The following is a 12,652-nucleotide window of genomic DNA, read 5'->3' on the forward strand; positions in this document are numbered from 1 at the left end:
CCATGCAAATCAAAGCGGAAGAGATCAGCCAGATCATCGAACAGCAGATTCAGCACTACGAGTCTCGCGTTGAGATGAGCGAGACTGGCACTGTGCTGTCCGTCGGCGACCAGATTGCCCGCGTCTACGGCGTCCAGAACGCCATGGCCATGGAGCTTTTGGAATTCCCGGGCGGTATCATGGGTCTGGTGCTCAACCTGGAAGAGGACAACGTCGGTGTGGCCCTTCTTGGTGAAGACACCCACATCAAAGAAGGCGACCCGGTCAAGCGCACCGGCAAGATCTTCTCGGTGCCCGTCGGCGACGCCGTCACCGGCCGCGTCATCGACCCCCTGGGAAGCCCCATCGACGGCCTTGGCCCCATTGAAGCCAAGGAAGTGCGTAACGTCGAAATCAAGGCCCCCGGCATCATCGCCCGTAAGTCGGTCCATGAGCCCATGTACACGGGCCTTAAGGCCGTTGACGCCATGACCCCCATCGGTCGTGGCCAGCGCGAACTGATCATCGGCGACCGTCAGACCGGCAAGACCGCCGTCTGCATCGACGCCATCCTGGCCCAGAAGGGACAGGGCGTGTTCTGCTTCTACGTCGCCATCGGCCAGAAGAAGTCCACGGTTGCCCTGGTTGCCGAAACGCTGCGCCGTTACGGAGCCATGGAATACACCACCATCATCTCGGCCACCGCGTCCGAGCCGGCTTCGCTCCAGTTCATGGCCGCCTACTCCGGCTGCACCATGGCGGAGTACCACCGCGACAACGGCCGCCACGCCCTGATCATCTATGATGATCTGTCCAAGCAGGCCGTCAGCTACCGCCAGATGTCCCTCTTGCTGCGTCGTCCCCCCGGACGTGAAGCCTACCCCGGCGACGTTTTCTACCTCCACTCGCGTTTGCTGGAGCGTGCCGCCAAATTGTCCGATGCCCTGGGAGCCGGCTCCCTGACCGCGCTGCCCATCATCGAGACCCAGGCGGGCGACGTGTCGGCCTACATCCCGACCAACGTCATCTCCATCACCGACGGACAGGTTTACCTCGAGCCCAACCTGTTTAACGCCGGTATCCGTCCGGCCATCAACGTCGGTCTGTCGGTCTCCCGCGTCGGTGGTGCTGCCCAGGTCAAGGCCATGAAGCAGGTCGCCGGTACGCTGCGTCTCGACCTCGCCCAGTACCGCGAGCTGGCCGCTTTCGCCCAGTTCGGTTCCGATCTGGACAAGGGCACCCAGCTCAAGCTCAATCGCGGCATGCGCATGGTGGAACTGCTCAAGCAGCCCCAGTACAAGCCCATGAGCGTGGCCGAGCAGGTTATCTCCCTGTTCGCCGGTACCCGCGGCTTCATGGACGATGTGCCGGTTGAGTCCGTGCGCAAGTTCGAGGAAGGCCTGCAGGAGTACTTTGCCAACGCCAAGAGCGACATCCTGAACGAGATCCGGGATAAGAAGGCGCTCGACGACAGCCTGACCGCCAGACTTGGCGCGGCCATCGACGAGTTCAAAAAGGGCTTCAAGGCCTAGGCGTCGCGCTTAAAAACCATGAAGGTTTTTTGCAAAAAGGCGGCCGTTCGCGGCTGCTGCGCAACGCTGACACAGGCCTAAAGGGGGAGCCATGCCTGCGCTCAAAGACGTAAAGAACAAGATCAACGGGGTCCGAAAGACCAAGCAGATCACCAAGGCCATGAACATGGTGGCCTCGGCCAAGCTGCGCCACGCCCAGTCGCGCATTGAGCGGTTTCGTCCCTACGCCGACAAGTTCTACGAGATGCTCGGAGAACTGGCCAAAGGTGCCGACTCCTCGACCCATCCGCTGCTGGAAGCCCGCGAAGAAGTAAAGACTGTCCTGATGGTGGTCATTACCTCGGATCGCGGTCTGTGCGGCGCCTTTAACAACAACATCATCCAGGCGTCCATGAAGGTCGCCCGGGCCAAAACCGCCGAAGGCAAGACCGTTAAGATCATGTGCGTCGGCCGCAAGGCCCGCGACAGCTTCCGGCGCACCAGTTTTGAAATCGTGGCCGCCTATGTCAATGAAATGGCTGCCTTCGACTTCTCCCTGGCCACGCGTATCGGATCTGAGGTCATCGGCGGCTATGTCGGCGAAACCTACGATGAAGTGATCATGGCCTTTGGCAAGTTTGTAAGCCTTGCCCGCCAGGAACCCACGCTTTTGCCCGTGCTGCCCCTTTCCCCTGCCGCCGCTGTCGGTGAGGTCAAAGAGGACGTCGGCGCCAAGGCCGAGTACATCTACGAACCGTCGGTGGAAGGTCTGCTCGCCGAGCTCTTGCCCCGGTTCATCAATGTCCAGATCTATCGCGGGTTGCTTGACACCTCGGCCAGCGAGCACGCTGCCCGGATGCGATCCATGGACAATGCCACCAGGAACTGCGACGACCTCGTCAGCTCGCTTACCCTGGTCTACAACAAGGCCCGCCAAACGGCCATTACCAAGGAACTGATGGACATCGTCGGCGGTTCCGAAGCACTCAAGGGATAACCAAGGGGGCATCATACAATGAGCGCGACAAGCGGAAATGTCGGAAAAATCGTGCAGGTCATCGGCGCCGTTATCGACGTCGAATTTCCCGAGGGCAAACTGCCGAATATCTTGAATGCCCTCGACATCAAGAACGTTAACAATGAATTCGCTACCGACCTCGTGGTCGAAGTGGCCCAGCACCTCGGCGACAACGTCGTGCGCTGCATCGCCATGGACTCCACCGACGGTCTGGTGCGCGGCATGGCTGCCACCGACACCGGTTCGGCCATCCGCGTCCCGGTCGGCAAGGGTGCCCTTGGCCGCATCCTGAACGTCGTCGGTCGTCCCGTGGACGAAATGGGTCCGGTTGACTCCACGGTCATGTGGCCCATCCACCGTTCGGCTCCGGCCTTCGTGGATCAGTCCACCAGCATCGAGCTGCTTGAAACCGGCATCAAGGTCATCGACTTGCTGATTCCCTTCCCCAAGGGCGGCAAGCTCGGCCTGTTCGGCGGTGCCGGCGTCGGCAAGACCGTCGTTCTCATGGAGCTGATCAACAACATCGCCAAGCACCACGGCGGTCTGTCCGTGTTCGCCGGCGTTGGTGAGCGCACCCGTGAAGGCAACGACCTTTATCACGAGTTCAAAGAAGCCGACATCCTGGGCAAAGCCTCACTTGTCTACGGTCAGATGAATGAGCCTCCGGGAGCCCGCGCCCGCGTGGCCCTGACCGCTCTGACCTGCGCTGAGTACTTCCGCGACGAGGAAGGCCAGGACGTGTTGCTCTTTATCGACAACATCTTCCGGTTCACCCAGGCTGGTTCCGAAGTCTCCGCCCTTCTTGGCCGTATGCCTTCCGCGGTCGGTTACCAGCCGACCCTGGGTACCGACCTTGGTGCCCTCCAGGAACGCATCACCTCCACCAAGAAAGGCTCCATCACCTCGGTCCAGGCCGTTTACGTGCCTGCCGATGACTTGACCGACCCCGCGCCTGCCACCACGTTCTCCCACTTGGACGGCACGCTGGTTCTGTCGCGTCAGATCGCCGAGCTTGGCATCTACCCCGCGGTTGATCCGCTCGACTCCACGTCGCGCATTCTCGATCCCCTGGTTCTGGGTGCCGAGCACTACGCAACAGCCCGTGAAGTCCAGTCGAGCCTGCAGAAGTACAAGGATCTCCAGGACATCATCGCCATTCTCGGTATGGACGAACTGTCCGACGAGGATAAGCTGACCGTTGCCCGCGCCCGTAAGATCCAGCGCTTCCTGTCGCAGCCCTTCTTCGTTGCCGCCCAGTTCACCGGCAAGGAAGGCCGCTACGTGAAGCTTGAGGACACCATCAAGGGCTTCCGTGCCATCATCGACGGCAAGCATGATGATATCCCCGAAGGCGCCTTCTACATGGTCGGCGACATCAACGAGGCCGTTGAAAACGCCAAGAAAGGATAACGATCATGGCCCAACTCCGCCTTGAAATCGTCACCCCGGACAAGCTCGTCTTGTCCCAGGATGTTGACTACGTGGGCGCTCCGGGTCTGCTTGGTGAATTCGGCGTCATGGCGAACCACATCCCGTTCCTGTCGGCCCTTGGCATCGGTTCGCTGATGTACAAGACCGGCGGCAAGGCGAACTACGTCTTCATCGCCGGCGGGTTTGCCGAGGTGTCCGGGAACAAGGTCACCATTCTGGCTGAAGTGGCCGAGCGTCCGGAAGATATCGACATCGAACGCGCCCGCCGGGCCCAGGATCGGGCCAAACAGCGGGTTGAGCGCGAACGGGACAAGGTCGACTTCGCCCGGGCCCAGGCCGCCATGCAGCGGGCGATGTATCGCCTGCGCGTGCGCGACAACTCCGGGTCTATCGGCTCCGCCGCTCACTAAGCCCATTCCTGACTTGCTGATCCGAGGCGGCCCCCATTTGGGGGCCGCCTTTTTTTTCGCTGCCAACGCCTGTGCTGCTTGTGTTCAGAGCGTTAGCCGGTTTGAACAGCGCACGCCCGTGGGTCAAGCGTGGCCGGCACGACAAGTCAGGCAGCGCAACGTCACGCCACATTACGCCACGCCAATCCACGATAAGCTACGACAATCCACGACAAGCCCCATTCCTTCAATCCGCGCCAGCCGAGATTAACCACTGGATAACTCGCGACCACACTTTTGCCGGGCCGGCCCCGGGCGTATGCATTGTCGGGGCAGGGCGCTTTCTGGTATACAACCGCCATCGGCGCGCGAAACCCTTTGCCAAGGACATGGTATGGCCAGGACGTTTGCACTCGAAATTGTCACCCCGGATCGGTTGGTGCTCAAAAAGACCGTGGACAGCGTCACGGCTGCTTCGGTTTCCGGCGAATTTACTGCCCTGCCGTTGCATGTCCCTTTTCTCGCGGCCCTTTCCGTGGGCAATTTGAGTTATCGGGAAAACGGCAGGCTGGCCTACGTGTTCGTATCCGGCGGTTTTGCCGAGGTCGGGCCGGACAAAGTCCTTATCATGGCCGAAGCAGCGGAATTGCCCGAAGAGATTGATCTTGACCGGGCGCGCAAGGCCAGTGAACGGGCCAAGGCGCGTCTTGAAGCCCAACGGGCGGAAAAAGTGGACTATGTCCGGGCCAAAGCCGCCTTGCAACGGGCCATGGCCCGCATGAAGCTGCTTGACGTGGCTGCCACTGGCGGCCAGTCCCGATCCGCTTCCCGGGTCTGATCCCCTTTTCCCCGGGCGCGGTTGTGACCAAACGGTTGCCGGCTGGTTGCGGCCACGCGGCCGGACCTTTTCATTGTGACACAGTGGAGACGATTCTATGACCCAGCGCATTGGCGCATTGGCTCTGGCGGCCGGGAAGGGCACGCGTATGCGAAGCGATGCCCCCAAAGTGCTCAAAACACTCCTTGGCAAACCCATGCTCTGGTATGTGACCAAGGCCCTGGCGACGCTCTACGCCGCTGACGTTTGGACCGTCATCGGGCATCGGGCCGAGTCGGTTGCGGCGGCGTTTCCGGAACTGGCCGGACGGTTTGTGACCCAGACCGAGCAGCTCGGCACCGGCCACGCCCTGGTAACAGCCCTGCCTGCTCTGACCCAGGCCGGGCTCAGCCATGTGCTGGTGGTCAATGGCGACGCGCCCCTGGTCACGGCCGAGAGTATAGAAGCCTTTTGCGCTGCCGCCCTGGCCGCCGACGCTGACGTGTCCTTTGTCTCCATCGAACTGCCAGACCCCGGTGCCTACGGCCGGGTGGTGCGCTGCGATGGCCGGGTGGCCATCGTCGAGGCCAAGGATTTTGATCCGGCGCGCCATGGCACACCCAGCGGCGAAATCAATGCCGGGGTCTATCTCCTGCGCCTGGAGGCCGTGGCCCCGCTGTTGGGCCGGCTTTCCAACGCCAATAACAGCGGCGAATACTATATCACCGACCTCGTTAGCCTGGGTGAAGCGGCCGGGCTGCGCGTCCTGGCCGTCAACCGGGGGAATGATGCTGCCTATCTGGGCATCAACAGCCCGCGCGAACTGGTTGCAGCCGAGGAAATCTTGCGCCGGCGCATCGTTGACCTCCATATCGAGGCCGGGGTGGTGGTACGCATGGCCGACAGCGTGCGCCTTGGTCCCCAGGTGCGTCTGGCCCCGGGTGTGGAAGTGTGCGGCCCGCTGGAACTCTACGGCCGGACAACCGTTGCCGCCGGGGCCAGCCTGGCCTCCCACTGCGTCGCAACCGATGCCGTTATCGGGGAAAACGTTGTGGTCCAGTCTTTTTGCCACCTGGACAACGTCCGGGTGGATGCCGACTGCCAGGTCGGCCCCTATGCCCGGCTGCGCCCGGGCGCGATCCTGGAAACCGGGGCGCGGGTCGGCAATTTCGTGGAAATGAAAAAGTCCGTCCTTGGCCCCGGAGCCAAGGCCGGCCATCTTACCTATCTGGGCGACGCCGAGATCGGGGCCGGGGTCAACATCGGGGCCGGCACCATCACCTGCAATTACGACGGGGTGCACAAGCACAAGACCGTGGTCGGCCGGGAGGCGTTTATCGGCTCCAACACCGCCCTGGTGGCACCGGTCACCATTGGCGCGGGTGCCCTTGTCGGGGCCGGTTCCGTGATTACCTCTGACGTGCCGGACGGTATGCTGGCCCTTGGTCGCGGCCGGCAGGTGGTCAAACCCCGAAAGTAAGGCCACTGCTTGCTTTTACAGGCAAACAAGGCTAGCAGAAAGGCATGGACATTTTCGACGCCTTGGAACAACGGGTCGAACAGCTCGTAGCCCGCAAAAAGGCCTTGGAAGAAGAAAACGCGGCGCTTCGGGCCGATCTGGCCAGATTTGCTGAGGAAAAAAAGGCAGTCGCCGAACGGATAGACAGCCTCATGGAAAAGCTTCAGGAGGAGCTCAACCCCTAACACTCCGGCCGGCCTTGAGGCTGGCGGGGAATCTTCGGTCCAGCGATGCCCAGCTATACGTTGTCCCTAATGGGCCTAGAGCTGTCGTTTAAGACAGATGCCGGACCGGAGCGCGTAAGTGCCGCCAAGGAATTGGTGGAGCAACGATATAACTTGCTTAAGGCGGGCGGGAAAACGCTCGGCAAGGAGAAATTGCTGGCCTTTGTCGCATTGGGTCTGGCTGACGATATGTTGATGTCGAACCAGCAGCTTGACCACCTCAATGATCGGGTGGGCGAGTTGCTGCATAAGATAGATTGATGGGCCGGCCGTTTTGCGGCGGGCCACGAGAAAGTTCCCTGGGGTGTGCGTGATTGTTGGTTTATTTTTGAGCCGATACTCAAAAATAGGATGCTGCGACGCGTGGCTGGTGTGCGTGCCCGGCTTCGACCGGGTGGCCTGAAGGTCAAACAGCGGCGTCCGCCTTGGTTGCCAAGGTTCAAAAGAATTAACGACACGGCTCCCTGGGGCTTTGATATATACCGGGAAACGGGCGTTGCGGCTGTCCCGAGCAGCGACCATTCCAGGACTCTCGCCATACCTCACGCGGCTTGCGCCAAGCATCTTCCGGATTGCGACTCGTCCGATCCCTTGCCCACGGGCTACGCCCCGTTTGCTCCCCGCTTCGGGAGAAGCCATGGAATTTTCGACCGTCTTCATGGGCATCGTGGGCATTGGCCTCGGGGTGCCGGCCGGGTATTACCTCGACAAGTGGATTTCCCAGAAAACCCTTAACGAGGCCAAAACCCTGGCGGATCGCATCCTCGACGAAGCCCGCAAAGAGGCCTCGGCCCATAAAAAAGAAGTCGTTCTGGCTGCCCAGGACGAAATGTACCGGCAAAAACTCGACTTGGAAAAAGAATTTCGCGACAAGATTCAGACCGTTGAAGACAAGGAAGAACAGGTGCACAAGCGCCGGGAACGCCTTGACGAAAAACAGGAACTGATCGTCCAGAAAGAATCCGAAATGCTTACCTCCGAGAAGCGGCTGACCGCCAAGGAGCGCGAGCTGGAAGAAAAAGCCGAGCAACTCTCCAAGCTTGCCGACGAACACGACAAGCGGCTCCAGGAAATCTCCGGTCTGACCATGGAAGAGGCCAAAAAACGGCTCATGGACGAAATCGAGTCCAAGACCCGCCACGACGCCGCCCGCATGGTCCGCCAGATCGAAATGGAAGCCAAGGAAACCGCCGACAAGAGCAGCAAAAAGATTTTGGCCCTGGCCATCCAGCGCTATGCCGGCGATTTCGTGGGCGAGCAGACTGTCACGGCCGTGGCCCTGCCGTCCGAGGAAATGAAAGGCCGCATCATCGGTCGCGAAGGCCGCAACATCCGCGCCCTGGAAGCCGCCACCGGCGTCGATCTCATCATTGACGACACGCCCGAAACGGTCATTCTCTCCGCCTTTTCGCCGCTTAAGCGCCAGATCGCCAAGATGGCTCTGGAACGGCTTATCACCGACGGCCGCATCCATCCTGCCCGCATCGAAGATGTGGTCAAAAAATGCGAGCAGGAACTCGACGTCAAGATCCGCGAGATCGGCGAGCAGGCCACTTTCGACTCCGGCGTCCACGGCATCCATCCCGAGGTCGTGCGGCTTTTGGGCCAGCTCCAATACCGCACCAGCTATTCCCAGAATGTGCTCCAGCACTCCCTGGAAGTGGCTGCCCTGGCCGGTATCATGGCCGCCGAACTGGGCCTGGACGTCAAGCGCGCCAAACGCGCCGGGCTGCTCCATGACATCGGCAAGGCCGTGGACCACGAAATCGAAGGCCCCCATGCCGTGATTGGCGCGGATCTGGCCAAGAAGTACGGCGAATCCGGCGACATCCTCCACGCCATCATGGCCCACCACGAGGACGTGCCGCCCAAGTCCATCCTGGCCACCCTGGTCCAGGCTGCTGACAGCCTGTCCGGTGCCCGCCCCGGAGCCCGCAAGGAGCTTCTGGAAAGCTACGTCAAGCGCCTGGAGGAACTGGAAAACCTGGCTCTTGATTTCGACGGCGTGTCCAAGGCCTACGCTATCCAGGCCGGCCGCGAGGTGCGCGTCATGGTGGATTCGGAAAATGTCGATGACGACAAGACGTTTTTGCTCTGCAAAGACATCGCCAAACGCATCGAAGACAATCTCACCTATCCCGGCCAGATCCGCGTCACGGTCATCCGCGAACGCCGGGCCGTGGGCATCGCCAAATAGCTCCGTTTTGCCGCAGAAAGCGCCCCGGGTCGCCGACCCGGGGCGCTGACCATGGCCGGGGCGCAGCCGCAAACCCGGCGACGTGTTTTTCTTCCTTCGCCTCGTGACTGCCCCGCACCCGGACTGGGCGCAACCCCAACGCCAAGGAACCGTCAGGCCATGCGCATCCTCGTTTTGGGCGACGTCTTCGGCCGACCGGGCCGCTCGATCCTCTTTGAACGCCTGCGGCAGGTGCGCCGCGATTACGCCCTGGATCGGGTGGTGGCCAACGGCGAAAACGCCTCCGGGGGCCTCGGGCTGACCGCCAAGGCCGCCCGCCAGCTTCTGGAAGCCGGCATCGACGTCATGACCGGCGGCAACCACACCTTCCGCCGCAGCGATATCATCCCCTTTTTCGAGACCACCGACCGTCTCCTGCGCCCGGCCAACTATCCCCCTGGCGCGCCCGGCGCGGGCTGCCTGGTCTGCCGCCCCAAGGACGGGCCGCCCTATGCCGTCATCAATCTCCTCGGCCGCACCTTCATGCCGGCCGTGGACTGCCCCTTTGCCACCGCCGAAACGCTCCTGGCCGGACTGCCCGCCGACGTGCCCGTGCGGCTGGTGGATTTTCACGCCGAAGCCACCAGCGAAAAAAAGGCCATGGGCTATTTTCTCGACGGCCGGGTCAGTGCCGTCCTGGGCACCCACACCCACATCCAGACCGCCGATGCCCAGCTGCTGCCCCGTGGCACGGCCTATATGACCGATATCGGCCTGACCGGCCCGGTCGCTTCGGCCCTGGGCATGGACCCCGAAGAAGTCATTGCCCGGTTCCGCACCGGCCTGCCCCGGCGTTTCGTCGTCTCCAAAGCCGCGCCGGAAATGCAGGGCGCGCTGCTGGATATTGACGCGGCCACGGGCAAGGTCGTAACTATAACGCCTTGGCGGCTGGCCTGAGGGCCGCACAAGCCCCCGCATGGAGGATACCCCGATGCGTCTCGCCAACATCCTGCTGCTGCTCGCCGCCTGTCTCGGCCTGGCCGCTCCGGCCGCCCTGGCCGCGCCTGAGCGCACGGCCATCTACATGACCGTGGCCGGTCCCCTGGAAGTGGTGCGCGACGGTGCCGCCTCCACCGTGCTCTTGGGCGGCCGGGTCATCCACCAGGCCACCGGCGCGGCCCTGACCGCCCAGTCCTACATGAGCGTGGGCGATGTCGCCGACGGCTACGATGCGGTGCTCATCCGCCATGGCGTCGGCAACGCCGAATGTCCCATCACCTACGACCTCGTGGCCGTGGGCAAGGACAAAACCTACGCCGTCATCCCCGACATCAACAAGTGCTCGCGTATCTTAAACGTCAATGTGGACGGCGACCGCCTCATGCTCGTCACCGAAAAGCAAAACGGTCGCACCGAGATCATCGAATACAACGACAAGCAGCGCCGCCACGGCGATGCCAAACCCTAGGCGGCCTGACCATGCGCTTTTTTTCGCTCCTTGTGCTGCTACTGGCCATGGCCGCCGGTCTTTCCGGCTGCGCCGAAGAAACCGTCTACGACTGGCAACGGCCCCACGACACCTATCAGGTGGGCACGTTTAGCAAAGCCCAGAACGCCGACGCGCTCAAAGCCAAGCTCGGGAAGGACGGCTTTGACAGCCGCATCGAAACCGATATCAAAAACGGCCAGTTCACCCTCAATGTCCTGGTGGATGTCTACGATGCCAAACCCGATACGCTGGCGCGCCTGGAGCGCATCGCCGGAGCCAAACCCCTGCTACGGGGAAAGACGCCGACCAAAGCAGCCTCGCCCGCCGGTGCCTCTGCCATACCGGCTTCCGGGCTCTGATCTGCCACTCTCCCCAGCATAAACGCCTAACCGCCTTTACCGCCAAAGGAATCGCCGTGAACATCTTCGACGAACTCTCCTGGCGCGGCCTCGTCCACCAATCCTCCGACGAGGCCGAACTGCGCCAACACTTTGATACCCCCGGCCGCGTCCTCTACTGCGGCTTCGACCCCACCGCCGACAGCCTGCACATCGGCAACCTCGTGCCGTTGCTCGCCCTGGCCCGGTTTGCCAGGGCCGGACACAAACCGCTGTTTCTCCTGGGCGGGGCCACGGGCCTCATCGGCGACCCCAGCGGCAAGGACAAGGAACGCCAACTGCGCACCGCCGACATGGTGGCCGCTTCAGCCGAAAAAATCCGCGCCCAGGCCATGGCCTTTTTCGAGCGCCAGGGCGTGGCCGACCGCGTCACCCCGGTCAATAACCTCGACTGGACCCAGCCCCTCTCCATCATCGACTTCCTGCGCGATACCGGCAAACACTTTACCATCAACTACATGCTGGCCAAGGATTCCGTTAAATCGCGCATCGGCCGGGAAGATACCGGCATCTCCTACACGGAATTCAGCTACATGATCCTGCAGTCGCTGGACTTCGAGTATTTGCACCGCACTATGGGCTGCACCCTGCAAATCGGCGGCGGCGACCAGTTCGGCAATATCACCGCCGGCCTCGAACTCATCCGCCGCAAAACCGGCGGCCAGGCCTTTGCCCTCACCTTTCCGCTCATCACCACCGCCTCCGGGGCCAAGTTCGGCAAAAGCGAAAAAGGGGCCATCTATTTAAACACCGCCCTGACCTCGCCCTATGCCTTCTACCAGTACTGGATCAACGCCGACGACCGCGACGTCATAAACTTCCTGCGCTATTTCACTTTCCTCGAAAAAGAGGCCATCGAAGCCCTGGCCGCCCAGACCGCCGAGGCACCGCACTTGCGCGCCGCCCAGAAAACCCTGGCCCGGGAAACCACGGCCATGATCCACGGTGCCGACGAACTGGCCAAAGTCGAAGCCGTCACCGACGCCCTGTTCGGCGGCGGCGACCTCCACGCCGTCGACGCCGCCACCCTGCGCGCCGCCCTGGAAGCCGCACCCGGCAAGAACTATCCCAGTCTGGCCGAATTGCCGCAACTGCCCAATCTTCTGGTCGATCTCGGCCTTTGCCCGTCCCTTGGGCAGGCGCGCAAAGATATCAAAGCCGGCGGCATTTACCTCAATAACGTCCGCGCCGCCGAAGCCCAGGCCATCGACAGTGACGACTGCATCGGCGGCAATATCCTGCTGCTGCGCAAAGGAAAAAAGAACTACGGCGTCGTGACGCTGGGCGCATAACCGGGGCGCTGCCCCGGACCCTGCTGGGGCGTTGCCCCAGACCGCACCAGGGCGCTGCCCTGGACCTGCCGGGGGGATGATCCCCCCGGACCCCCCGCCTGGGCGTGCGGGAGTGGGGGAAGCGGGTTGGGGGGAGGGGCGGCGGCGGGTGGCTGTCGCAGATGGGGGCTGGATTTGTCTGGCTGGTCCTGCCGCCAAAGCCCGGCAGGACCAGCCAGACAAATCCAGCCCCCAACCGGCCCTCGGCCCCGAAGCGGGGCCGATAGGTTCGCGCTTGAGCGATGAGATGGGGTTGCCCACGGCGCAAACACGGTCTTCGGGGGAGTTTTGTGCGGCGCGCCACATTTGGTGTTGTGACCGAGCTTCCCCTCTAACCCATTGAAAGTTTTTGGGGAGGGTGGGGGTCTGG

Annotated in this window: 13 protein-coding genes and 1 other RNA gene; all 14 read left to right on the forward strand. The window is 62.3% G+C overall.

Annotated elements, in window-relative coordinates; all coding sequences use genetic code 11:
- Positions 1-2 precede the first annotated feature (2 nt).
- The 14 genes from atpA to tyrS all read left to right on the forward strand — a co-directional run bounded on the left by atpA (position 3) and on the right by tyrS (position 12,243).
- Positions 3-1,511 (forward strand): F0F1 ATP synthase subunit alpha, encoded by a 1,509-nt coding sequence (atpA, locus tag GTA51_RS04455; protein WP_160959039.1) that lies wholly within the window; start codon positions 3-5, stop codon positions 1,509-1,511.
- A 91-nt stretch (positions 1,512-1,602) separates the two neighbouring features.
- Positions 1,603-2,487, forward strand: coding sequence for a F0F1 ATP synthase subunit gamma (locus GTA51_RS04460; RefSeq protein ID WP_160959041.1), 885 nt, complete (start codon positions 1,603-1,605; stop codon positions 2,485-2,487).
- A gap of 18 nt (positions 2,488-2,505) precedes the next feature.
- Complete coding sequence (gene atpD / locus GTA51_RS04465) at positions 2,506-3,918, forward strand: F0F1 ATP synthase subunit beta (RefSeq protein ID WP_160959042.1); 1,413 nt, start codon at positions 2,506-2,508, stop codon at positions 3,916-3,918.
- A 5-nt stretch (positions 3,919-3,923) separates the two neighbouring features.
- The gene (locus GTA51_RS04470) at positions 3,924-4,349 is read left to right on the forward strand and encodes a F0F1 ATP synthase subunit epsilon (RefSeq protein ID WP_160959044.1); all 426 of its coding nucleotides are present in this window, start codon (positions 3,924-3,926) and stop codon (positions 4,347-4,349) included.
- Between the two features lie 373 nt (positions 4,350-4,722).
- Complete coding sequence (locus tag GTA51_RS04475; RefSeq protein WP_160959045.1) at positions 4,723-5,166, forward strand: F0F1 ATP synthase subunit epsilon; 444 nt, start codon at positions 4,723-4,725, stop codon at positions 5,164-5,166.
- Between the two features lie 97 nt (positions 5,167-5,263).
- Complete coding sequence (glmU, locus tag GTA51_RS04480; protein ID WP_160959047.1) at positions 5,264-6,625, forward strand: bifunctional UDP-N-acetylglucosamine diphosphorylase/glucosamine-1-phosphate N-acetyltransferase GlmU; 1,362 nt, start codon at positions 5,264-5,266, stop codon at positions 6,623-6,625.
- Positions 6,626-6,669: 44 nt separating this feature from the next.
- The gene (locus GTA51_RS04485; protein ID WP_160959049.1) at positions 6,670-6,849 is read left to right on the forward strand and encodes a cell division protein ZapB; all 180 of its coding nucleotides are present in this window, start codon (positions 6,670-6,672) and stop codon (positions 6,847-6,849) included.
- A 45-nt stretch (positions 6,850-6,894) separates the two neighbouring features.
- On the forward strand, positions 6,895-7,149 hold the full coding sequence (locus GTA51_RS04490) for a cell division protein ZapA (protein ID WP_160959050.1): 255 nt from the start codon (positions 6,895-6,897) through the stop codon (positions 7,147-7,149).
- A gap of 32 nt (positions 7,150-7,181) precedes the next feature.
- Positions 7,182-7,363, forward strand: a non-coding RNA gene (gene ssrS, locus GTA51_RS04495) — 6S RNA.
- A 162-nt stretch (positions 7,364-7,525) separates the two neighbouring features.
- The gene (rny, locus tag GTA51_RS04500) at positions 7,526-9,085 is read left to right on the forward strand and encodes a ribonuclease Y (RefSeq protein WP_160959052.1); all 1,560 of its coding nucleotides are present in this window, start codon (positions 7,526-7,528) and stop codon (positions 9,083-9,085) included.
- A 159-nt stretch (positions 9,086-9,244) separates the two neighbouring features.
- Complete coding sequence (locus tag GTA51_RS04505; RefSeq protein ID WP_160959054.1) at positions 9,245-10,021, forward strand: TIGR00282 family metallophosphoesterase; 777 nt, start codon at positions 9,245-9,247, stop codon at positions 10,019-10,021.
- A gap of 34 nt (positions 10,022-10,055) precedes the next feature.
- The gene (locus tag GTA51_RS04510) at positions 10,056-10,532 is read left to right on the forward strand and encodes a hypothetical protein (RefSeq protein WP_160959055.1); all 477 of its coding nucleotides are present in this window, start codon (positions 10,056-10,058) and stop codon (positions 10,530-10,532) included.
- Between the two features lie 11 nt (positions 10,533-10,543).
- The gene (locus tag GTA51_RS04515; protein ID WP_160959057.1) at positions 10,544-10,912 is read left to right on the forward strand and encodes an SPOR domain-containing protein; all 369 of its coding nucleotides are present in this window, start codon (positions 10,544-10,546) and stop codon (positions 10,910-10,912) included.
- Between the two features lie 56 nt (positions 10,913-10,968).
- Positions 10,969-12,243, forward strand: a complete 1,275-nt coding sequence (gene tyrS, locus GTA51_RS04520) for a tyrosine--tRNA ligase (protein WP_160959059.1) — start codon at positions 10,969-10,971, stop codon at positions 12,241-12,243.
- Positions 12,244-12,652 lie beyond the last annotated feature (409 nt).

Source organism: Solidesulfovibrio aerotolerans, from assembly GCF_009856865.1.
GTDB lineage: Bacteria > Desulfobacterota > Desulfovibrionia > Desulfovibrionales > Desulfovibrionaceae > Solidesulfovibrio > Solidesulfovibrio aerotolerans.

What these genes read in the sequence shown, in the direction of transcription:
- GTA51_RS04475 (WP_160959045.1), top strand. Translation starts at nt 4,723, where the DNA reads ATGGCCAGGACGTTTGCACTCGAAATTGTCACCCCGGATCGGTTGGTG.
- glmU (WP_160959047.1), top strand. Translation starts at nt 5,264, where the DNA reads ATGACCCAGCGCATTGGCGCATTGGCTCTGGCGGCCGGGAAGGGCACG.
- atpD (WP_160959042.1), top strand. Translation starts at nt 2,506, where the DNA reads ATGAGCGCGACAAGCGGAAATGTCGGAAAAATCGTGCAGGTCATCGGC.
- GTA51_RS04510 (WP_160959055.1), top strand. Translation starts at nt 10,056, where the DNA reads ATGCGTCTCGCCAACATCCTGCTGCTGCTCGCCGCCTGTCTCGGCCTG.
- atpA (WP_160959039.1), top strand. Translation starts at nt 3, where the DNA reads ATGCAAATCAAAGCGGAAGAGATCAGCCAGATCATCGAACAGCAGATT.
- GTA51_RS04515 (WP_160959057.1), top strand. Translation starts at nt 10,544, where the DNA reads ATGCGCTTTTTTTCGCTCCTTGTGCTGCTACTGGCCATGGCCGCCGGT.
- GTA51_RS04470 (WP_160959044.1), top strand. Translation starts at nt 3,924, where the DNA reads ATGGCCCAACTCCGCCTTGAAATCGTCACCCCGGACAAGCTCGTCTTG.
- GTA51_RS04505 (WP_160959054.1), top strand. Translation starts at nt 9,245, where the DNA reads ATGCGCATCCTCGTTTTGGGCGACGTCTTCGGCCGACCGGGCCGCTCG.
- GTA51_RS04460 (WP_160959041.1), top strand. Translation starts at nt 1,603, where the DNA reads ATGCCTGCGCTCAAAGACGTAAAGAACAAGATCAACGGGGTCCGAAAG.
- GTA51_RS04485 (WP_160959049.1), top strand. Translation starts at nt 6,670, where the DNA reads ATGGACATTTTCGACGCCTTGGAACAACGGGTCGAACAGCTCGTAGCC.
- GTA51_RS04490 (WP_160959050.1), top strand. Translation starts at nt 6,895, where the DNA reads ATGCCCAGCTATACGTTGTCCCTAATGGGCCTAGAGCTGTCGTTTAAG.
- rny (WP_160959052.1), top strand. Translation starts at nt 7,526, where the DNA reads ATGGAATTTTCGACCGTCTTCATGGGCATCGTGGGCATTGGCCTCGGG.